Source organism: Thiothrix winogradskyi (assembly GCF_021650935.1).
Classification (GTDB): domain Bacteria; phylum Pseudomonadota; class Gammaproteobacteria; order Thiotrichales; family Thiotrichaceae; genus Thiothrix; species Thiothrix winogradskyi.
Map to the genome: position 1 here is coordinate 2,643,194 of NZ_CP091244.1, position 22,297 is coordinate 2,665,490.

At 50.3% G+C, this 22,297-nt stretch carries 19 protein-coding genes and 1 CRISPR repeat array (1 of these 20 only partly in view); of the genes, 12 read left to right on the forward strand and 7 right to left on the reverse strand.

Features of this window, described 5'->3' with window-relative positions:
- Nucleotides 1-5,200: a CRISPR direct-repeat array (repeat unit 37 nt; unit sequence ATTCTCCCGGCTTTATTAGTCGGGAGTGGATTGAAAC); it begins 4,455 nt to the left of the window's first position.
- 65 nt (nt 5,201-5,265) lie between these two features.
- The 4 genes from L2Y54_RS13440 to modA form a co-directional block, all read right to left on the reverse strand.
- Nucleotides 5,266-5,703, reverse strand: a complete 438-nt coding sequence (locus tag L2Y54_RS13440; protein ID WP_236496735.1) for a nucleotidyltransferase — start codon at nt 5,701-5,703, stop codon at nt 5,266-5,268.
- Nucleotides 5,704-5,965: 262 nt separating this feature from the next.
- On the reverse strand, nt 5,966-7,057 hold the full coding sequence (gene modC, locus L2Y54_RS13445) for a molybdenum ABC transporter ATP-binding protein (RefSeq protein WP_236496737.1): 1,092 nt from the start codon (nt 7,055-7,057) through the stop codon (nt 5,966-5,968).
- A complete protein-coding gene (gene modB / locus L2Y54_RS13450; RefSeq protein ID WP_236496739.1) occupies nt 7,054-7,734 on the reverse strand; it encodes a molybdate ABC transporter permease subunit in 681 nt (226 codons plus the stop codon). Before modB ends, modC begins: the two co-directional genes overlap by 4 nt.
- 3 nt (nt 7,735-7,737) lie before the next feature.
- The gene (gene modA / locus L2Y54_RS13455) at nt 7,738-8,547 is read right to left on the reverse strand and encodes a molybdate ABC transporter substrate-binding protein (RefSeq protein WP_236496741.1); all 810 of its coding nucleotides are present in this window, start codon (nt 8,545-8,547) and stop codon (nt 7,738-7,740) included.
- Between the two features lie 84 nt (nt 8,548-8,631).
- On the opposite strand from modA, the gene L2Y54_RS13460 reads away from it, so the two are divergent.
- The 7 genes from L2Y54_RS13460 (at nt 8,632) to L2Y54_RS13490 (ending at nt 14,624) form a co-directional block, all read left to right on the forward strand.
- Complete coding sequence (locus tag L2Y54_RS13460; protein WP_236496743.1) at nt 8,632-8,772, forward strand: hypothetical protein; 141 nt, start codon at nt 8,632-8,634, stop codon at nt 8,770-8,772.
- A 237-nt stretch (nt 8,773-9,009) separates the two neighbouring features.
- Nucleotides 9,010-9,270: a hypothetical protein gene (locus L2Y54_RS13465; RefSeq protein ID WP_236496744.1), complete on the forward strand. Its 261-nt coding sequence runs from the start codon at nt 9,010-9,012 to the stop codon at nt 9,268-9,270.
- A gap of 245 nt (nt 9,271-9,515) precedes the next feature.
- Nucleotides 9,516-9,716: a type II toxin-antitoxin system death-on-curing family toxin gene (locus L2Y54_RS13470; protein WP_236502034.1), complete on the forward strand. Its 201-nt coding sequence runs from the start codon at nt 9,516-9,518 to the stop codon at nt 9,714-9,716.
- Nucleotides 9,717-9,922: 206 nt separating this feature from the next.
- Entirely contained in the window at nt 9,923-10,675 is a 753-nt protein-coding gene (locus L2Y54_RS13475; protein WP_236496746.1) for an SHOCT domain-containing protein, read from the forward strand.
- A 31-nt stretch (nt 10,676-10,706) separates the two neighbouring features.
- Nucleotides 10,707-12,023, forward strand: coding sequence for a hypothetical protein (locus L2Y54_RS13480; RefSeq protein WP_236496747.1), 1,317 nt, complete (start codon nt 10,707-10,709; stop codon nt 12,021-12,023).
- A gap of 49 nt (nt 12,024-12,072) precedes the next feature.
- The gene (locus L2Y54_RS13485) at nt 12,073-13,311 is read left to right on the forward strand and encodes an ATP-binding protein (protein WP_236496749.1); all 1,239 of its coding nucleotides are present in this window, start codon (nt 12,073-12,075) and stop codon (nt 13,309-13,311) included.
- On the forward strand, nt 13,308-14,624 hold the full coding sequence (locus L2Y54_RS13490; RefSeq protein ID WP_236496751.1) for a hypothetical protein: 1,317 nt from the start codon (nt 13,308-13,310) through the stop codon (nt 14,622-14,624). Before L2Y54_RS13485 ends, L2Y54_RS13490 begins: the two co-directional genes overlap by 4 nt.
- Here the strand turns inward: L2Y54_RS13490 and L2Y54_RS13495 are convergent.
- Nucleotides 14,611-14,946 carry a hypothetical protein gene (locus L2Y54_RS13495; RefSeq protein WP_236496753.1) on the reverse strand — a complete coding sequence of 112 codons (336 nt, stop codon included), beginning with the start codon at nt 14,944-14,946 and terminating at the stop codon, nt 14,611-14,613. The two genes, L2Y54_RS13490 and L2Y54_RS13495, sit on opposite strands and share 14 nt — an antisense overlap.
- Before the next feature lie 27 nt (nt 14,947-14,973).
- Nucleotides 14,974-15,759: an NAD(P)-dependent alcohol dehydrogenase gene (locus tag L2Y54_RS13500; protein WP_236496755.1), complete on the reverse strand. Its 786-nt coding sequence runs from the start codon at nt 15,757-15,759 to the stop codon at nt 14,974-14,976.
- Between the two features lie 134 nt (nt 15,760-15,893).
- On the opposite strand from L2Y54_RS13500, the gene L2Y54_RS13505 reads away from it, so the two are divergent.
- Both L2Y54_RS13505 and L2Y54_RS13510 read left to right on the forward strand, forming a co-directional pair.
- A complete protein-coding gene (locus L2Y54_RS13505) occupies nt 15,894-16,235 on the forward strand; it encodes a zinc ribbon domain-containing protein YjdM (RefSeq protein WP_236496756.1) in 342 nt (113 codons plus the stop codon).
- Nucleotides 16,235-16,870, forward strand: coding sequence for a trimeric intracellular cation channel family protein (locus tag L2Y54_RS13510; protein ID WP_236496757.1), 636 nt, complete (start codon nt 16,235-16,237; stop codon nt 16,868-16,870). Before L2Y54_RS13505 ends, L2Y54_RS13510 begins: the two co-directional genes overlap by 1 nt.
- Before the next feature lie 3 nt (nt 16,871-16,873).
- On the opposite strand, the gene L2Y54_RS13515 is transcribed toward L2Y54_RS13510, so the two are convergent.
- Nucleotides 16,874-17,797 (reverse strand): NAD(P)H-binding protein, encoded by a 924-nt coding sequence (locus L2Y54_RS13515; RefSeq protein WP_236496759.1) that lies wholly within the window; start codon nt 17,795-17,797, stop codon nt 16,874-16,876.
- A gap of 198 nt (nt 17,798-17,995) precedes the next feature.
- Here L2Y54_RS13515 and lon point away from each other — a divergent pair, with 198 nt between their 5' ends.
- From lon to L2Y54_RS13530, 3 genes are read left to right on the forward strand one after another with little or no spacing between them, the layout of a single operon-like run.
- Entirely contained in the window at nt 17,996-20,341 is a 2,346-nt protein-coding gene (gene lon, locus L2Y54_RS13520; RefSeq protein ID WP_236496760.1) for an endopeptidase La, read from the forward strand.
- Nucleotides 20,342-20,351: 10 nt separating this feature from the next.
- Entirely contained in the window at nt 20,352-21,023 is a 672-nt protein-coding gene (locus tag L2Y54_RS13525; RefSeq protein WP_236496762.1) for a Cj0371 family chemotaxis-regulating polar lipoprotein, read from the forward strand.
- Nucleotides 21,024-21,026: 3 nt separating this feature from the next.
- Nucleotides 21,027-22,205 (forward strand): glutathionylspermidine synthase family protein, encoded by a 1,179-nt coding sequence (locus tag L2Y54_RS13530; RefSeq protein WP_236496764.1) that lies wholly within the window; start codon nt 21,027-21,029, stop codon nt 22,203-22,205.
- Nucleotides 22,206-22,297 lie beyond the last annotated feature (92 nt).

Here is a 22,297-nt window from a genome sequence, read left to right on the forward strand (position 1 = left end):
GCTTTATTAGTCGGGAGTGGATTGAAACACCGGCTAAATATGCGAATACGTCTCCAGTACTCCATTCTCCCGGCTTTATTAGTCGGGAGTGGATTGAAACATGTTATCTTCATTTTGTTTTCCTCGCGGTTAATAAATTCTCCCGGCTTTATTAGTCGGGAGTGGATTGAAACATCAATATGGTATGAAGAATAAGCATGTATCATCTGATTCTCCCGGCTTTATTAGTCGGGAGTGGATTGAAACGCCGTTGTTTGTGCGTTATTCGCGGTTGTTTGTGCATTCTCCCGGCTTTATTAGTCGGGAGTGGATTGAAACTTTGTTGTTCGCTGGCTCACAGGATGCGTTCCGATTCTCCCGGCTTTATTAGTCGGGAGTGGATTGAAACCAAAATATGAGTAATGAAGCACAAAATAGCGCAATTCTCCCGGCTTTATTAGTCGGGAGTGGATTGAAACACCAGTACCCTGCCCCGCAAGGACACTAGTACCCTATTCTCCCGGCTTTATTAGTCGGGAGTGGATTGAAACAGCAATATGCCCCTAAGTCAACATGGGGCGGGAAATTCTCCCGGCTTTATTAGTCGGGAGTGGATTGAAACGCTCGATTGTCGCCAGTCCTTCGGACGTGGCTCATTCTCCCGGCTTTATTAGTCGGGAGTGGATTGAAACAAACTATATACATCTTTCATAATCAGACCCCTAAATTCTCCCGGCTTTATTAGTCGGGAGTGGATTGAAACTAGTCTCGCAACCGGCTTTTCGTATGCTACCATAAATTCTCCCGGCTTTATTAGTCGGGAGTGGATTGAAACCGCATAGCCCCTAAGTCGCTTGACGAATTCAGTAAATTCTCCCGGCTTTATTAGTCGGGAGTGGATTGAAACTACCTGAGCATATTGTGTGCGATATTGAACAAGGATTCTCCCGGCTTTATTAGTCGGGAGTGGATTGAAACAGCCTGTCCTAAACTATGCGCAACACCTAATTCGGCGATTCTCCCGGCTTTATTAGTCGGGAGTGGATTGAAACCTTTTACTGATGAATCGTTATGGTGGGAACTCGGTTGGATTCTCCCGGCTTTATTAGTCGGGAGTGGATTGAAACAATATCTTTGCCATGTTTTTTTGTCCTCAAATCATTCTCCCGGCTTTATTAGTCGGGAGTGGATTGAAACATGCATGGATGGATTCATGCAGATTTAAATCAGATTCTCCCGGCTTTATTAGTCGGGAGTGGATTGAAACATCAGATCTGACACCTAAATAATTTATTATTGAATATTCTCCCGGCTTTATTAGTCGGGAGTGGATTGAAACCTCTAATTTATTAATGTTTAAGCCGGTTGAGACTGATTCTCCCGGCTTTATTAGTCGGGAGTGGATTGAAACTCTTCGTAAACGATCAATGAGGGAGACATATAAAATTCTCCCGGCTTTATTAGTCGGGAGTGGATTGAAACGAGTATTTTATCCTTAGCGCCGATTATATTAACCATTCTCCCGGCTTTATTAGTCGGGAGTGGATTGAAACTGATAACGATCATAACCAAAATTACTTTCAGCCTTATTCTCCCGGCTTTATTAGTCGGGAGTGGATTGAAACGCAGTGGTTTGTGCATTGTTAGCTGTGGTTTTTGATTCTCCCGGCTTTATTAGTCGGGAGTGGATTGAAACCCAGTGGAGGAAATCCATTTGTTCTTCAGGCGTGGATTCTCCCGGCTTTATTAGTCGGGAGTGGATTGAAACCCGCGAAACTCCCAGCCATGCGCCTTTATAATGTCATTCTCCCGGCTTTATTAGTCGGGAGTGGATTGAAACAGGTCTGGTGCTGTCGACATAGGTCACTCCGGTTATATTCTCCCGGCTTTATTAGTCGGGAGTGGATTGAAACATCTACATGGACAAGCCTACCATCGGGGGCTGAAAAATTCTCCCGGCTTTATTAGTCGGGAGTGGATTGAAACCTTTGCCATTTATACGCCGCGTATACTTGCCATTAATTCTCCCGGCTTTATTAGTCGGGAGTGGATTGAAACCGACCGGAACTCCATTGGCGAAATCTGGCGGTACGATTCTCCCGGCTTTATTAGTCGGGAGTGGATTGAAACCTTAATGCTCAGGCCGAGCTTTTCAAACATGTCCATTCTCCCGGCTTTATTAGTCGGGAGTGGATTGAAACGCCGATCATCTCCGTTGCCAGTTCCGCCGCCCAATTCTCCCGGCTTTATTAGTCGGGAGTGGATTGAAACATCCATCAATTCATTGCTCTGTTTACTTTGGATTTATTCTCCCGGCTTTATTAGTCGGGAGTGGATTGAAACACGGGGTATTGTGGATGTGGAGCGGGTGCAGGTGATTCTCCCGGCTTTATTAGTCGGGAGTGGATTGAAACAGACAAATGGCTGAAAAAATAGTTTTTACGCTCCTTATTCTCCCGGCTTTATTAGTCGGGAGTGGATTGAAACATCTCTAGCCTCATAAATTTGAATACGGTTTGTAATTCTCCCGGCTTTATTAGTCGGGAGTGGATTGAAACCAGAGGGGATGTCGCCCGCTCCGGTCAGCGTGACCATTCTCCCGGCTTTATTAGTCGGGAGTGGATTGAAACAGTTTCACAATCGCTACGTATGCCATTTATTTCAGATTCTCCCGGCTTTATTAGTCGGGAGTGGATTGAAACGGCTGCATCGGTGATGCCGTAACCCAACAAAGTGGATTCTCCCGGCTTTATTAGTCGGGAGTGGATTGAAACATGGTTTCGAGCTGTTCCGGTGACTGGATAGCCCCATTCTCCCGGCTTTATTAGTCGGGAGTGGATTGAAACACGCTGTCTCAAAAATAATTAAGAATTTATTTAAATTCTCCCGGCTTTATTAGTCGGGAGTGGATTGAAACTCATAAACGCCTTGCCCCATCCCTGTCGTGTCGAATTCTCCCGGCTTTATTAGTCGGGAGTGGATTGAAACAGGACGTTGAACACCGCGCCCATTGCACCTAGCGCCATTCTCCCGGCTTTATTAGTCGGGAGTGGATTGAAACCCACGTCTGTTGATGCGGGTAGAGGCGTTCGCGGTATTCTCCCGGCTTTATTAGTCGGGAGTGGATTGAAACGTCGTTGATCGTGTCACCGTGTGGCCCTTGTGCCGAGATTCTCCCGGCTTTATTAGTCGGGAGTGGATTGAAACCAGATCAGCCAGCAATACGCCCTCTTGCACCAGTCATTCTCCCGGCTTTATTAGTCGGGAGTGGATTGAAACACGCTTGAAGCTGATTTGCCGCTGTAACAGCCCGTATTCTCCCGGCTTTATTAGTCGGGAGTGGATTGAAACTGTTGGCGGTGACATCGAGCACCCCCGCACCGCGATTCTCCCGGCTTTATTAGTCGGGAGTGGATTGAAACATCCGGCGGTTGCGAAGCCACCGGGCGTTTGTCCATTCTCCCGGCTTTATTAGTCGGGAGTGGATTGAAACAAGCACACCCGTATCATTCACCCGCGCATTATCAGATTCTCCCGGCTTTATTAGTCGGGAGTGGATTGAAACCCAAAGGTTTTACCCTGTACTGATTGACCATCGAATTCTCCCGGCTTTATTAGTCGGGAGTGGATTGAAACGGTTTTGAGCAGCATGGCATTCAGCAATGCCTAGGGCATTCTCCCGGCTTTATTAGTCGGGAGTGGATTGAAACCTGAAAGAATTTCCCGGTGGAATTTTAATAATTATTCTCCCGGCTTTATTAGTCGGGAGTGGATTGAAACCGGGTCAGGTTATCCCTTATCAGTTGGGTGTGGGATTCTCCCGGCTTTATTAGTCGGGAGTGGATTGAAACATCCAGTGTTGGTAGACGGTCACGGTTATCGGGCATTCTCCCGGCTTTATTAGTCGGGAGTGGATTGAAACCCAGCATGAGTTTGTGAACTTGATAGCCGATACTGAATTCTCCCGGCTTTATTAGTCGGGAGTGGATTGAAACTCTGCCAGTTCGGCTATGGTGTAGTCTACGGTCTTATTCTCCCGGCTTTATTAGTCGGGAGTGGATTGAAACTGTACAACTCTGCGAGAGTCAGCGTGTTTCCATCATTCTCCCGGCTTTATTAGTCGGGAGTGGATTGAAACGCCCCAATGCGCCGCGTGATGGATAGCAACGTCGCATTCTCCCGGCTTTATTAGTCGGGAGTGGATTGAAACCGCCACCTGAGCAATGTGGATACGCCGGATGCTGGCATTCTCCCGGCTTTATTAGTCGGGAGTGGATTGAAACGCTGCTGGATATTGGTCAAAGCCTATCCGCAGCCATTCTCCCGGCTTTATTAGTCGGGAGTGGATTGAAACATTGGCAAACGCAGCGGCAGCCAACGCCGCCAGATTCTCCCGGCTTTATTAGTCGGGAGTGGATTGAAACAATGCCACGTTGCCTGCTCCTCCATCCGGTGTCCATTCTCCCGGCTTTATTAGTCGGGAGTGGATTGAAACACGACATAAATTCCCTAAAGAGGTCTTTACATGGATTCTCCCGGCTTTATTAGTCGGGAGTGGATTGAAACAGGCGTTGGCAATCATGCCTGCTTTCCACTTAGAGATTCTCCCGGCTTTATTAGTCGGGAGTGGATTGAAACTAATTGTGGCGTTATGCTCGATTTATCTGGTCAATTCATTCTCCCGGCTTTATTAGTCGGGAGTGGATTGAAACACGGTTGTCGAAGGTTTGAGAAGTGTCGGTCGTCATTCTCCCGGCTTTATTAGTCGGGAGTGGATTGAAACACCGTGATTTGGATATTGCCCATCTTCGCCGCATTGCATTCTCCCGGCTTTATTAGTCGGGAGTGGATTGAAACACGATCGCAACCGCACCAAGGATGGCAGAGCCGACATTCTCCCGGCTTTATTAGTCGGGAGTGGATTGAAACCTGGCATTGAAGCAGAGAAAGAGCGGCAATTGCCGATTCTCCCGGCTTTATTAGTCGGGAGTGGATTGAAACACCACTGATAATTTTAGGAGTCCCCATACTAAAGAATTCTCCCGGCTTTATTAGTCGGGAGTGGATTGAAACTCCCTGGAATTGATCTAGCACCCACGAAAGCGCGATTCTCCCGGCTTTATTAGTCGGGAGTGGATTGAAACTTGTCAATCATCTAATGGTGATGGTGATGGTGATGGTGATATTCTCCCGGCTTTATTAGTCGGGAGTGGATTGAAACTCGGTAGTACGATGCAAGTAACTGCGGTGATTGAGATTCACCCAGCTTTATACACACGATGTCCATCACGTCAGATTACGCAAATCCTCAAGGTCTTTCGGTCTGCCACTTGCTGCCTTATTCTTCTTGAAATCCTCAAGACTGATGACGTGAACAGTCAAGCCCCCATACTCCACATCCAAACGATGGGAGTAGCTGCTGGGGAAATCCACGCCATCTGGTTGGGTAAGCAAATCAATGCGCAAGGGTGGGTAGCCAAGCTGAATCACATTACCCAGTTTGGTGAAATCATCGGTACTCAAATCAAGTTCGCCAAAGCCAAACGCCTCCAGCACTGCCATGACTTTTTCGGCGTTGACCTGTTCAGGCTTGACCCAAATATCCATATCGCCGGTATAGCGCGGATAGCCGTGAATACCGAGCGCGTAGCCGCCAACCAACAGGTATTCAACCCCGTGATTGTTCAGTAACTCGATAAACTCTTTGAAGTCGCGGTGGAACATCTTTACGGAAACTCAAATAAGATTGGCGGAGCATTTCAATGGCATCAATGCGTTCTGCAATCGGGCGCGTGACCCAATACTGGTAGTCAGAGGGTTGGTCTTTATTGGTGGTGATGCATACCACCTTCCTAATCATGCGCGGAGCGGGTGCGGCTTGTTCCATACTGATCCCGGTTGCCTGTGAACTGAACGTTGATTATAGCATTGGCATTCTCCAGCAGTTTGCTATTAATGCGGCAATGTCCCTGATAGATGAAGAACACTACACAATCGCGGTCGCCTTAATCTGCGCAAACACCGCCATCCCCACCTTCAAGCCCATCACACTCGCGGATTTATGGGTAATGTGCGCCAGCAATGGCACGCCGCCCAGATTCAAGCGCACCATCACCTGCCCCGCCACCGGTTGCGCCATGCCGGTAATACTCGCAGGCAACACATTGAGGATGCTAGTTTGCGCCGGTTGTTGCAGCGTCAAACTGACATCGCGGGCATACACCCGTAAACGCACACTCGCACCCACTGCCGCCGCCTGCTGATAAGGCAAGCTCAACACACCGCCCGCAAACTGCACTTGACTGAGATGAAATTCCGGCTCGTGCCCACACACCTGCGCCTGTAACACGGTGGATGCCTGCTTGCTCTGTGCCATCGGCGAATCCAACTGTGTCAACGTTTCCGCCAGCGCCCCCGAAGCCACCACCCTACCCGCTTCCAGCACCACCAGATGATCCGCAAGCCGAGTCACTTCCTGCGGTGAATGCGTCACGTACAAAATCGGAATATCGAGTTCACGGTGCAAGCGTTCCAAAAACGGCAAAATCTCCTGTTTACGCTTGAGGTCGAGCGCAGCAAGCGGTTCATCCATCAGCAACACTTGCGGCTTGAGGGCAAGGGCGCGGGCAATGCCGACCCGCTGGCGTTCGCCGCCGGAGAGTTGCGCGGGGATTTTATTCAGCAAATGCTCAATCCCCAACATCGCCACAATCGCCGCCAGTTCCGCGTCATTGGCGGATTGCGCGGCACGTTTGCGCCCGTAATCAATATTCTTGCGGGCGCTCAAATGCGGGAACAAGCTGGCTTCCTGAAACACATACCCCAAGGGGCGTTGGTGCGTCGGCAAAAACACCCCGTTCGCGCTGTCTTGCCACACTTGCCCGCGCACTTGCAAAAAACCGCTGTCCGGGCGTTGCAACCCCGCAATGCAACGCAGCAACGTGGTTTTGCCAGAACCGGAATGCCCGAATAATGCCGTTACCCCGCTCCCCGGCAATTGCAAATCCACCGCCAACTGAAAGCCATCAAACGCCAATTGAAAGCGAGCGTCTACGTGTGCAGGTGCGGTATGCGTCATATTTTCGGCATCCTAATTCCCCGATTGAGGGTATACATCAGCAATAACACCACAAAGGAAAACACCAACATGCCACCAGCCAACCAATGGGCTTGTGCGTATTCCATCGCCTCGACATGATCGTAAATTTGCACCGATACCACGCGGGTTTTGTCGGGAATATTACCACCGATCATCAACACCACGCCGAATTCACCCACGGTATGCGCAAATCCCAAAATAGAAGCCGTGAGAAAACCGGGACGCGCCATCGGTATCGCCACGCTGAAAAACGCATCCAGCGGTGTTGCCCGCAACGTGCTTGCCGCCTCCATCAGGCGCATATCCAGCGTTTCAAACGCATTCTGAATCGGTTGCACCACAAACGGCAGCGAATAAAACACCGATGCCACCAGCAAACCGGTAAAGGTAAACGGCAACGTCCCCCAACCCAAGGAATCGGTCAATTGCCCAATCGGGCCTTTTGGTCCCAAGGTAATCAACAAATAAAACCCAATCACCGTCGGTGGCAATACAATCGGCAACGCCACCACCGCACTCAACGGGGCTTTCCACCAACGGCGAGTACGCGCCAGATGCCATGCCAGTGGCGTACCGATTACCAACAAAATCAAGGTGGTCAATCCGGCTAATTTCACCGTAAGCCAAATGGCCGACCAGTCACTAGGGGACAACATCACCTACTCCCGCATTGCTCCCTTCACCCATTGCGGGGGAAGGGCTGGGGATGGGGGGGATGGAATTTCGTAGCCGTAACTGCTAATAATAGTTTGCACCTCTTCCCCTTTTAGGAATTCCAGCAAGGCTTGAGCAGCGGCGTTATCCTTGCCCTTGGTTAACAATACCGCGTCTTGCGCCATCGGTTGATACATTTCTGCTGGCACAATCCACGCCGAACCGCTTTTGAGTTTGCCATCTTGTTGCACTTGCGACAAAGCCACAAAGCCGAGTTCGGCATTGCCCGTCGACACAAAATCAAAGGTCTGGGTAATGTTTTCACCTGTCACCAGTTTGGGCGTGATAGCGGCAGTCAACCCTAATTTTTCCATCACTGCCATCCCCGCTTCGCCATAAGGTGCGGTTTTGGGGTTGGCAATCGCCAGATGCTTGAAAGTGCCTTTGCTCAATACCTCGCCTTTGTCATCCACATAGCCCTCGGTACTGCTCCATAACACCAGCTTGCCGAAAGCGTAGGTAAACTGGGAGTCGGCTTCTGCCAACTTTTCCTCAACCAGCTTTTTCGGGGTCTTGCTATCGGCTGAGAGAAATACTTCAAAGGGTGCGCCGTTAGCGATCTGGGCATACAACTTACCGGTTGCACCTGCGGATATTTTCAACTCATGCCCGCTGGCAGCTTTGAATGTTTCCGCAATCGCTTGCAGCGGTTTGGAGAAGTTGGACGCAACTGCCACATACACCGTATCTGCCCACGCATTGGTGGTGCTGAAAATGATGGCTGCGGTAAGCAGGGTTTGTTTAAACCGTTTCATGTCAGATTCCTTACACTGTTAGTCAGGTTGAATGCATGACGCAAATGATGTTCCAATACGCGCTGATAGCCAAGGCATACCACCATGCAATTTGAACTGTTCATTCAGCTTTTAACCATACTCGCCATTATCACGTTGGCAGCCAGTGGCGTTTTGCAAGCCGCACGGCAGCAATTATTTGGCGGCTCAAAGCGGAAAGTGCCGATGCTTAAATTTCGGGAGTAACGCCCTCTTCCGTGCCGTCATACTGAATCCAGATTTCACCGTCGAAAACGGGTACGGACAAAACTGTTGGAACGTTTAATGCATGTTTCTATTCACCGCAAGACAGCAATCCTTGGCGGCAAACGAAAATAATATATAGATTAATGAGTTAATTCTAATGAGGCGACTCAATAGAGTGCAATCAGGGAGCACAGAGGCACAATGAAGGTGCATACTGGGTTGCATAAGGAGGTTTCTATGCTGAGTTTAAAAGAATGTACTGACTTTTGTGGTTTGACCGATGACGAAGTGCAAGCTATCGAACATGGCGCACACGTCACCCCGGTTGGTGCGTGTGCGCTGGCACAATCCGCTGAGGAAAAACCCAAGGAATGCCGCCAACTGCTCAAATACATGCACGAATACCTTGAATACGTGGAAAGTCACGAAGACACGCGCCGTTCGCACGAAGTCCACGAAGCTATCCAGCATTTCGTGTCTACCCACCATTTTGTCTAAGGGCAAGCGCTATTCCGCGCATTCGCTGATCCATTTGTACCGTTGGAGCGTGGAGCGTGGAGCGTGGCGGGTGGCGCGGAGGTGGTTGGGCAATGACCTACTGAGGGTTATACCTTCAAGCAATCGCCTGTTGACGAGATTGATTGGGTATCGCTTGTGCTCCTCACGCCCTACCCCTACACTGACGTTATTACATTCGTACTAACTCAACCCTGTTCGAGCTTGCCGCTTCCTACAGTTTCGGCATTGCCAAAAACCATCCGTTCATTGACGGCAACAAGCGGGTAGCCTTGGCAGTCGGTGCAGTTTTTCTGGAACTCAACGGTTTTGAGTTGGATGCTCCCGAACCCGAAGCGGTCATTATGTTTGAGCAATTAGCGGCGGGAAATATTGCAGAGGCAGAACTTGCCGACTGGTTTAAAAAGTCCTGCCTACAGATACCGTGAGGGTCGTAGGAATCACAACGATGGAAACTGGCTAATTGCAGATTGTGCGTATTTTGCATGGGCGTGCAATGCGCCCTCTCTTGCAATCCCCGCCAAACGTACCATAATGCACTGCATCAATCCTGCAAACTGCCTATCACAGCAATCATTTAATACGCAGCAGTTTGGCAACACCGCCCCCCATTCTCACTACCCGGAGATTTCCCATGCAAACGTTCACCGATTACGGACAAAATGCCATCAACGACCTAGCGCAACGCTACGGCGTATCGAACGATGCCGTTACCCACATGCTTTACGCCGTGATGAATGGCAACGGCACGATGGCGCAATTCAACCACTACGAACTCGGCGGCGGCGGGCAATGGATGCAAGGCGGCATGACGATGGTCGGCGACATGTTCAACTACAATTTGAAATCCAAAGTCGACGGCTTGTGTTCGGCATTATCCAACCTGCTGGCAGGTCAGCAAGCGATCTTCATGCCGGTCAGCAACCCGACCTCATTCCAAGGCAACCGCAACTGGTGGCCAGATGAGCTGGGCATTGCCTCCACCACGGGCGGGCAAAACAACACCCGTTACGCTTATTTCCCTGCCACTTGCCGTCTGGCTGTGGACATCAACGGGCAAGTCACCGTTTACGACACACTCGACCATCAAATCGGTGGCGTATCGCAACAGCAAGGCGGCAACAATTCCATGACCTTCAGCAGCCAATACGGCACGGTGCAAGTTGAGCAACTGCCAGTGGTTTCCGTGAATGGTGTTGCCCCCTCTGCGCCGATGCAGCCTGCACCCGCACCGTTTTACCCCAACAACCTTGCCAGTAACCCCGCGCCCGCCGATAATGGTGACATTTTCGCCCTAATCGAACGGCTGGCAGATTTGAAACAGAAAGGCATCCTTAGTGACGAGGAATTTGCCAGCAAAAAGGGCGAATTGTTGCAACGTTTGTAAACCCTTAAAAATCACAAGCACGGCGGAAACCATGAGTGTTGTTGATGAAAAATCCATCTTTATTGCCATGAAACAGGATGGACCATTCACCATCCAACAACACACCAATTGCACGCATCCGTTCTCACCACAAAACCGCCAGTGGGTCAAAACCTTCCAGCAGGACAGGCAAATGACCACCAAGTACCGCGCCGTGCGTGACCAGTTATTCGACCTGTTACAGATCAAACGTTTTGACGAGATTCCCGCCCTGCTCCACAACCCGGTATTACGCGAGCAACGCAGCGAACAGGCATACCGCTTATTAGGCAATTTGTTTGGTATCAGCGGAAATTTAAGCGCGATTCGCAGCAAAATTCACGAATACATGAATACTGCCGATGCGGTGATCGGCATGTTACGGGGCAAAGTGCTGGCGGCTTACAACTCACACATCGAAATCAGCAACGAGATCGAAACGGCTAAAAACCCGATTGACTTGTTGCTGATGATTTTTGACGACCGCTACCACCAGAAAATCCGTTTCGAGGCCAAGCGCAAACTGGTGTTGATGGGGCTGGCAGGTTCCATCGACCAGCGTGAACGTGAAACCGACATCGAAAACAAGTTTGCGACCTTCCTGAATTTCCTCAATCAATACGTGTGGAGTCCGCAACTCAAAATCGGCGAGTTGGACATTGCCTACCTGCACAGCCGCCACGATGCCAACGATTTCAGTTGCAGCGAAGTCGCCGTGATTGACGCGGAAACCGCCCGTGACCTGCACACTTTTGCCGAAAATGAAAAACTCACTTTGGTTAAACGCCGTCTCTTCCAAGCCAATGGGCAGGAAGTGCCGGTGTACGTGACCGTGCGCAAAAAGGATTCCGCAGCCAAGGTATTGAAACTGTTACGCAAAAACGAGAAAAATCCCGCCGTCGCGGTGGATGATGAGTTGGGGCTAATGGCAGTGCTGGATAACGTTAACCACGTCAAACGCTTCGTGCGCCACCTGACCCGCTCCGCCGTCAAAGCCGGTTCGATCATGATGCTCGAAGACATTTCTGACACACTCGCGGGCAGCCACTACACCGCCACCTCAATCGGCAGCAGCAGTAAAACCCAAATGCTGAAATTCTTTGCCCGCATGGGGGGAATGCGCGTCGAATTCATCATCCACACCAACCAAAGCTACCTCAACTACCGCTACCAGCGCGGCACGTCCCACGATGAATACGAAGTCCGGCGCTTATTCGACTCTGGTGTAACCGATTTTTTATTTCCCTACGACATTTATCGGCTGGATATGCAGCAAGTGCGTGAAAAACAGTTGCTGCGCTTCAGGAAGAATATTGAGGAACAGGGTTAAGGTACGCCAGATTGGGAAGAAGTTAATTGCTTTAATAGGAACACGCAAAATGGACAGCCAAACCTTGCAACAACGCATCCGCTTGGGGGAAGACTCCACGCTGGAACTCAAGCAAATCGTGTTTCGTGGCGCACAGAAAGTGATTGAGCCGCATCCTGACGGTTTGTCTGACGAACTCGCGGCGTTCGCCAATGCTAACGGCGGTACGCTGGTGTTAGGCGTGGATGACAAAACACTGACGGCTACGGGCATTCCGGCGGAACAAATGGAAACGCTGAAATCGTGGTTGCGGGGCATTGTTAACGACCGCATTACCCCGCCGCTGGAAATCCTCACCGAGAACGTTGAACTGCCCAATGCGGCGGGTGAAAGGGTTACGGTTATTGTCGTGAGTGTGCCGCGCAGTTTGTGGATACATGAAAGTGCAAATGGGTATTTTCGTCGGGTTGCTGATAGCAAACGCAAGCTGACCCCGGATGTATTGGCGCGTCTGTTCCAACAACGTAGCCAAGCACGCTTAATCCGCTTTGAAGAACAGGGTGTTGCTGATACGTCGCTGGATGATGCGGATGCATTGTTGTTGCGGCGTTTTCTGCGCCAGCATGAAGGCGATGAGCGCAAACAATTACGCCGCTTGCACTTGTTGGCTGATTTGGAAGGGCAAGAATGCCTGTCTATTGCGGGTGTGTTGTTGTGTACCGAAAAGCCGGTGAATTGGTTGCCATCGGCATACATTCAGGCGGTGGCTTACAGCGGTGTTAACAATGACCCCAACGAACAACTGGATGCCAAGGATTTTGATGGTCCATTGGATCGGCAACTGTGGGATGCGTTCGACTTTGTGCGCCTGAATATGAAAGTGCCAGCGCGTAAAGAATTCGGGCGGGTCGATTATCCGCAATACAGCCTGCGTGCAGTGTTTGAAGCACTCGTTAATGCTATCGTTCACCGTGATTACTCCATTTGGGGCGGGCGCATCCGCTTGCACATGTTCGCAGACCGGCTGGAGTTGTATTCACCGGGCGCATTGCCCAATTCCATGACGGTGGAATCCATGCAGGCTATGTCTTTGCCGCGCAATGACGTACTTTCCAGCCTGTTTTCCCGTTACTATCCTGTGCGCGATAGCGGGCTGGGACGCGAATACCTGATGGATCGGCGCGGTTCTGGCGTGGATGTGATATTGGCAGAAAGTGAGAAGTTATCCGGGAAAAAACCGCTGATTGAAATGATTGCGGATATGGAGTTGCGGGTAAAGATTTATGCAGCGTGTTATAAAAAGTCATGAAAAATCAAAATAATTCAAATCATATATCTACACTGCAAGATATTATTACAAGTGATGCTATTTTTGATTATGCAAGAGCATCAATTGAAATGTCGGATTATCTTCGTACTTTATTTATGGAGGGATATGACTCAATCGTTATTCCAAGCAGAGGAGCACTTCCAATATACAATTTGGCTCAAACCGCTTGGGATCTTGCCAATAAACAGCATAATTCATTAGAGGATAGGATAAAGGGAAAGTTTGATGCATTAAACTCCCCTATTAATCGCGAACTTATATTACCATTTTCTGCTGACCCCGTTGACGAATCACAAACAAGTTTATCTATTAGGAGATTTTGGACAAATGTTTTATCTGCAATAGTCAGAAGAGATACAAAAAGCCCACATCTGGTTTTTTATAGATTTTTAATTGAAAAAGTGGCTAAATTAAGTTGGGCACATGTGATGCCACGCACGCTACCAAGTGAAAAATTTATTTTTATTGATACGGTTATTTCAGGACGTGCTATTTCTGAAATAGAAACCTCTTTTAAAATGGAAGGATTAAACAAGTGTTATTTCTTGCTTATAGTAGATCAAGATGGAAATAAGCTCTCTGGTAAAAGCAAGGCTATGATTGAAAAATTAAAAGCTGAAGATAGGTGCAGCATTATTACTGTTGGTAATTTATTTACAGAAGATAGAGGTCCATCTGTAAGTGGTCTATGGAGTACTGTTTATCCCGAAATAATGTCTTCAATAAAGGATAGGTATGATTGGTCTAGTAATTGCTATGGGGCAGGTTCTTTTTATTGGAAAGTTTCTAGCTCTTTAGGTTTAAATACTTACTTTAAAAGAAAAGACTCAGATTACAACCTCCCTTTCACAATAACATACTCCACACTTTCTACAGCTTATTATGCTGCAATACACCACATATTAGAAAAGGAAGAAATTCTGAGAGGAAAATCATCTCTATTGAATCAGCTAATCAATGATCAGAATAATTCACAAGATATACGGCAAAAAATGACATTAAAAAAAGAAGCAAAAACAGCAGATACTATTGATTTTCTTTTGTTAAGTTATTTTGATCGTATTTCTGAGTTTTCCTCATCGCCACTTGACAAAGAGACAACACGAATGCTGTCCATGCCAAGAATGATAGAATTATGGCCAGAATCAGAGGTTTCCGTATCTAGTTCACACTTGGTAAGAGTTATGCTCGGCAATGATTCTATTAAAAAATTGATTGAATCTTTTGAAAATAATTATTTAAATAAAATGGATGTTTTCTCTGATCATTCTTGGTGGTTTAGAAACATTTAAGCTGGATTTTTACCATCCCCTTAAACCCCTTCATCACCGGGCGGGAAATCATCGTTTCCGCCAGCACCCGTTTTTCATACACAAATTCCCGAATCTCGTCATACTCATGGGAATATCGGGCAGTTTCGATCAACGCATAAATATCCGCCCCCAAAATCACACCGGGGCAGCCTTTCACCGCGTCGTACAGCAACGCCATGACGACTTTTTCCTCCGCATCCATCTTGCACTTGCCGTCGAGGATTTTGAGCATGACGGCGGTGGCGCAATCGACATGGGCGGGCGAGAGCGGATGTTCCAGCACCCACTGGCGCACATGCACGGCATACCCGCAAACTATGGATTTGCCCTAAGCTTTCAGCGATGCCATGTCGATCACGAAGCGGTATTTCACATCGCTTTTCAACATGCGCTCGTAGGCTGCATTGATTTCCTGCATCTGAATAATTTCGATGTCGGAAGTAATGCCATGTTTACCACAGAAATCCAGCATCTCTTGGGTTTCGGCAATACCACCAATCAGGGAACCCGCCACCGACTTGCGCCCCAACACCAGCGACGCGGAATTCAGGAAAGGTTCCAGCGGCCCCAGATAACCGACCAGTACCAATGTACCGCTGATATTCAAGGTCGGCATATAGGGGTTGATGTCATGCACGTAAGGCACGGTGTCAATGATCAGGTCAAAGCGACTTTTGACCGCAGCCATTTGACTGTCATCCCTGGAAAGCACGATGTTGTCAGCCCCCAAACGACGAGCATCTTGCTCCTTGCCCGGCGAACGGGTAAACAACGTGACTTCCGCACCCAGCGCCTTGGCAAGTTTCAGCGCCATATGACCGAGACCGCCCAGACCCACAACCGCGACTTTACTGCCCTTGCCCACGTTCCAGTGGCGCAGCGGTGAATAAGTCGTGATACCTGCACACAGTAACGGTGCAGCACCTGCCAAATCCAAACCATCCGGCACTTTCAGCACAAACTTGTCGGATACGACGATCTTCTCGGAATAGCCGCCGTAAGTGGTCGTGTGATCGTGCCGGTCAGTGCCGTTGTAAGTCAGGGTTGGGAACTCTTCGCAATACTGCTCCAGCCCATGCTGACAAGGTTCGCAATGCTGACAGGAATCGACCATGCAACCGTAACCGCCCGAGGAATATTTATAACGCTCAATATGCTAGGCTATGCGCCTTGAACCCTGCGTCACGTGGATGCCGTCAATGGCAACGTTTCAAAAATATTGAGCAACAACACTAAGGTAACATTTTAATGAGTACGATCCCTCCCTGCCCTCAATGCGGTTCCGAATACAGCTACGAAGACGGCGCAATGTTTGTCTGCCCCGAATGCGCCCACGAATGGCCTCAAGTCGCGACCGCCACTGAAGCAGAAGGCGAGCGCGTTATTAAAGATTCCAACGGAACCGTATTGCAAAACGGCGATACCGTCACCGTCATCAAAGATCTGAAGCTGAAAGGCTCATCGCTGGTTGTCAAAGTCGGCACCAAAGTGAAAAATATTCGTCTGGTCGATGGCGACCACGATATTGACTGCAAAATTGACGGCATTGGCGCAATGAGCCTGAAATCGGAATTCGTCAGGAAAGTCTAATGACCTTGCACCCCAACCCAGCCTTGCTGCAAAACCTTTATTGGATCACCCTGATTGCGGTGGTCGTATCCTCCGCTTCTGCCGTGCTCAAAGCCGGTTTTAAGCAGTTTGACTTGTTTGGGGTGATTATTATCGCCATTGTCACCGGACTAGGCGGTGGTTCGCTACGGGATATGCTGCTGGATCGGGAAGTGTTCTGGATTCGTGATCAGATGTTTTTCATCGCATCACTGGGCAGCGCCATCGCGATTTTTTTGCTGGCGCGGGTCCTGGTCATTCCACAACGCTTTTTCTTGATACCCGATGCAGCGGGATTGGCGACCTTCGGCGTGGCAGGAACACTGGTATCGCTGATGGTTGGTGCACCTTGGCTGGTCGCCAGCTTCATGGGCGTCATGACCGGCACGATGGGCGGCATTTTCCGCGATATATTGTGTAATACCCCGCCCGTGGTATTTCAAAGCCCGCTGTACGCCACCGTTTCGTGGGCGGGTTCGTTACTGTTCATTGGGCTGTTGTACCTGCACATGGATGTCACGCTGGCGGCGATTATCGCGGGTTTGGCGATTTTCATTGCGCGGCTACTGGCGATACGTTTCAACATCAAGCTGCCGGTCTTCAAATTCAAGGAATAGCGGTCACGCTAAGTAAGCCAAATTCTCCAGCGCAAAGCGTTTCGGCACAATCCCAAACGTTTGCCAAGCGGCACTGTCGCTACACGTATTCCCTTCCAACAACATCACAATCTGGTCGCGAGTAATCGGAAACCACGCTTGTTTATCCAACACGCCTGCCACCACTTTGAGAATTTCAGCCGGAGCAGGCACTGCCAATTTGCCGCTACGCCCTGATGCTTGCGCCAAGGTTTGGATAATAGCTTTCCAACTCACCACATCCGGTCCACACAGCGCGAAGGTTTTGCCCAATGTCGCCGGATTATCCACCGCTGCGGCAAACGCTTCCGCCACGTCTTCCACGTGTACCGGCTGCATCTGGAATTTGCCCGCTTGCAGAATATTCACCCCACCAAAAAACAGCGGCGCAGGAATCGGCGGCAACACCAACTCTTTTTGCAATTGCGTACAGAACTCCGCTTTGCCACGCGGATCGCCGAAAATCACCGAAGGCCGGAAAATCGTCCAGACCAACCCCGACGCTTGCACGCATTGTTCCGCCCGAAACTTGGTGTCTTGGTATTTGGTGCCGCCCGCTTTCACGCCATTCGCACTCATTAAGATGAAATGTTTCACACCCTGACGTTGCGCCGCCGCCACCGTGCGCTCGACCCCGTTGAACTGGCTTTCTTCGTAAGTGATACCCTTCGCCGGAAATTCGCGCAAAATACCGATCAAGTAAATCACCGCATCCGTGCCTTGCAAACACGCATCCAATGCCGCCGTGTCGCGAATATCACCGGAAACCGTTTCGCATTGCGCGGCGGCTGCCAATTTACCCGCACTACCGGAGCGCACCAGCACACGCGGCGTATGCCCTGCCTGCAACAAAGCGTCGATGACATAGGTGCCAACGAAGCCTGTTCCACCAATTATGCTGACTTTCATAACGCAATCCTTGTATTGACGAATGTAACTATTGTCTTAGTTTAGTGCGATACGGCGCAAATACCCCCGTTAGCATTGTTATATGCACCCGTCATGTCGCCTTCTGCCTCTTGAAAAAATTAAGACTTGTCACAATCTTGTCTAACAAGAGTACTTGATAGCCAAACTAGGTTATTCGCCACCCAACGAGGTAACAGCATGAACGAAGCTCTCATTTTAATCCCCATGCGCGATGTCGTCTTATTTCCCGGCATGGCAATTCCCATCACCATTGGGCGCGAACAATCCATCGCGGCAGCGCAACAAGCCGTCAAAAATGGGCAAAAAGTCGGGTTGATCTTGCAAACCCAAGCCAGCCTCAGCAATCCCGATGGCAACCAATTACACCCGATCGGCACGATTGCCAGCATTTTGCGCTATGTCACCACCTCCAGCGGCACGCACCATCTGGTGGTGCAAGGTGAAGAACGCTTTCGCGTAGTCGATTATGTTGAAGGTTTGCCCTACATGGCGGCACACGTCGAAATCCTTCCCGAAATCGAAGCCGCCGAGGATGACGCCGACATTAAAGCGCGGATGCGTCACTTGCAGGAAAAAGCCATTGAAACCGTGCAATTGCTGCCGCAAGCCCCGCCTGAAGTCGTCAGCGCCATCCAAAGCATCGAATACGCGGGCGCACTCGCCGATTTGATCAGCAATTTCCTCGACATCACCCCGCCAGAAAAGCAGGTGATTTTGGAAACCATCAATCTGCGCGAACGCCTCGATAAAGTCGCCGAACACGTGCGCCACCAGCTCGAAGTGTTGAAACTTACCCGTGAAATCGACCAACAAACCCAACAGTCGATGGACGCCCGCCAGCGCGAATTCATGCTACGTGAACGCCTCAAAGCCATCAAAAAAGAACTAGGCGAAGACGACGATGACAGCAACCCATCCGAAATTGAAGAGCTAAAGCAAGCGATTGCCGACGCCAACATGTCCGCCGAAGCCGCCGACCAAGCCCGCAAGGAACTCAAACGCCTGCAAAAAATGCCGGAATCGTCCGGTGAATATTCCATGATCCGCACCTACCTCGACTGGCTCACCAGCCTGCCTTGGAACCAACTGGCAGCCGAAACCATCGACATCGCCAAAGCCCGCGAAGTGCTGGACGAAGACCATTACGGCTTGGAAAAGATCAAAAAACGCATCCTCGAATACCTCGCGGTACGCAAACTCAACCCGCAAGGTCGCAGCCCGATCCTGTGTTTCGTGGGGCCGCCCGGTGTCGGCAAAACCTCGCTCGGCAAAAGCATTGCCCGTTCATTAGGCTTACCGTTTGTGCGTTCCAGCCTCGGCGGGGTGCATGACGAAGCCGAAATCCGTGGGCATCGCCGCACTTACATGGGCGCATTACCCGGCAATATCATTCAGGAAATGCGCAAAGCAGGCAATCGCAATCCCGTGTTTATGCTCGACGAAATCGACAAACTCGGCGGCGGCGGTTTCCACGGCGACCCCGCCGCTGCCTTGCTGGAAGTGCTTGACCCCGCGCAAAACGAAACCTTCCGCGATAACTATTTGGCGTTACCGTTTGACCTGAGCAAAGTGGTCTTCATCGCCACCGCCAATGTACTGGACGCGATTCCAGGGCCATTGCGCGACCGCATGGAAATCATCAGCCTGCCCGGTTACACCGAAGACGAAAAGGTCGAAATTGCCAAACGTTACTTGCTATCACGCCAACTTACAGCGCACGGTTTGACTCCAGAACAAGCGCACGTCAACGAAGCCGCGTTACACACGATTGTGAGCGATTACACTCGCGAAGCCGGTTGCCGCAATTTAGAGCGTGAAATCGCGGCGGTATTGCGCAATGCCGCTATTCAAATCGCGGAAGGCAAGACCGAGCGGGTCGCGATTACCCCCGCTGAGTTGCCCGCCATTCTTGGTTCACAACGCTTTGAAAGTGAAGTGGCGATGCGCACCAGCGTCCCCGGTGTGGCAACCGGCTTGGCATGGACACCGGTTGGCGGCGATATTCTGTTCATCGAAACCACCAAAATGCCGGGGCATGGCAAGCTGATCATTACCGGGCAACTCGGCGATGTAATGAAAGAAAGCGCTCAAGCTGCCTTAAGTCTGATCAAAGCCAACGCTAAACGCTTTGGGGTTGACCCGCAGGTATTCGAGAAGCATGATATTCACTTGCACGTTCCGGCGGGCGCAATCCCGAAAGACGGGCCTAGCGCGGGGGTGTCGATTTTCACCTCGCTGGTATCCTTGCTTAGTGATTGCAAAGTGCGCAGTGATGTCGCCATGACCGGCGAAATCAGCTTGCGTGGTTTGGTGTTACCGATTGGCGGGGTTAAGGAAAAATGCCTTGCCGCCTTACGCGCAGGCATCCACACCGTGATGTTGCCCGCGCGTAACCGTAAGGATTTGGATGACGTGCCGGAAAATGCCCGTAAACAGCTCAATTTTGTGTGGCTGGAGCGGGTAGACGATGCAATTAACGCAGCACTAGAAGTGCCGGAGTTAGCTTTACAAACCGCCGCGTGAGAGAACCCCAATGCATAAGCCCTACCTCAAACTCATCAATTCCTATTCTGTGGTAGGCAGCCTTGGCATTACCATTCTTGCCAGTCTACAAGGGTGCGGGGGTGATCAGCCCCCTGCCCCGCCACCCAACACAGGCGCTGGCACGATTTCCGAAGCCGCGAAAAGCGAAGCCATGTTTCTGGTGATCCAGCAAACTGGCGCAAATCCTGACACCTATGAACTGGTGGAAAAATATCCCGCCAGCCAAACCCGCGCCATCCTCAAGGACATGAAAGGCAACGAACGCATCCTCACCGAAGCCGAACTCAAAGCAATGGCAGAAGCCGAAGCCAAAAGGGTCGAAGACGGCACATCTGCCCTCACCCAACCCGTGGCACAAAATCAAGGTTTAAGCTTAGGTGAAACGGTTCTCGCCGCCGCAGCCGGGGCGCTAATTGGCGGAATGCTTGCCAACAGACTCATGGGCAACGCGAATTACCAACAGCACCAGCAACAACAAGCCAGCAAAGCGCAAAGCAGCATCAGCCGCCCCGCCGCACGCACCGATACCCGCGCGGTAAACCCCAATCAAGCGCAACAACCCAAATCCGGCTTTTTCGGCAACAATAATAACGCCAACCCCAGCAACCGCTCTGGCAGCAGCGGCGGCAGTTCCTTTGGCGGCGGCTCGGTAGGGGGCTAAATCATGATTCAACTCGAAACCGTTAACCCCATCAGCCCTGCGCTCATGGAAGAAGTTGGCATGACTTGGCACACCGACCCCGACGGTCAACCCTATGTTGCCGCTGAAATCGTCGTCGTTACCGAAGCGGAAGCCGAAGCTTATTACAGCGCTGCCAACCAACTCTACGATATGTACGTCGCCGCTGCCCAACACGTCATCGACCATGACCGTTTTCTGGAACTCGACATTCCTTACAATCTGGTCGACCACATCCGTCGCAGTTGGGAAAACGACCATCGTCACCTCTACGGGCGTTTCGATTTCGCAGGCGGTGTCGACGGCTTGCCGATTAAACTGATCGAATTCAATGCCGATACCCCCACTAGCCTGTTTGAAACCGCCATCGTGCAATGGGCGCTGCTCAAAGCCAATGGCATGAACGAAGCCGCACAATTCAACACTGTCTACGCCAGCCTCGTGAAAAACTTTCGCCGCTTAGTGACTGGCGAGAACGATCCCGACCGTTTTGGCGAGTATTACCGCTATCAAAACATCTTATTTTCCAGCATTCGCGGCTTACCGGAAGACGAACAAACTGTGCGTTTTTTACAACACCTTGCGAATGACGCTGGGTTTCAGACCGATTTTTGCTACCTGGATGAAGTCGGCTTTCTCGAAGAACAAGGTATTTTCAACCCGCAACAAACCCGTTTCGACTACTGGTTTAAGCTTTACCCGTGGGAAGACATTGCGCTGCAAACAGACGGCATCAACGGCATTCTCGACGACATCACCCGCAATACCGCAACCGTCATCCTCAACCCTGCGTACACCCTGTTATTCCAAAGCAAGGGCATTCTGAAAGTGTTGTACGAACTATTCCCCGACTCCCCTTATTTGCTGGAAACCCGCAGTGAAAGGCTGCACGGCAAACAGCAAGTGGCGAAAAAACTGTTCGGGCGCGAAGGTGCGAATGTCAGCATTTACGATGCAGCAGGCAAACTCCTCACGCAAACCTCTGGCGAATACGACCGCTACCAAACCGTTTACCAAGCATTCGCCGAATACCCCAAAGACGCACAAGGGCGCAGTTATCAGGCAGGGGTATTTTTTGCGTGGGAAGGCTGTGGTCTAGGTTTTCGACGTGGCGGTGAAATCCTTGATAATCTCAGCAAGTTTGTGGCACATCGCGTCAAATAAGTGCCATATTAAGTATCATATAAAATGATTTGCCTTGCTATCCCCAACAATAAAGCGCTTAATAGAGATGACCTTTATTAATACGTTATTTT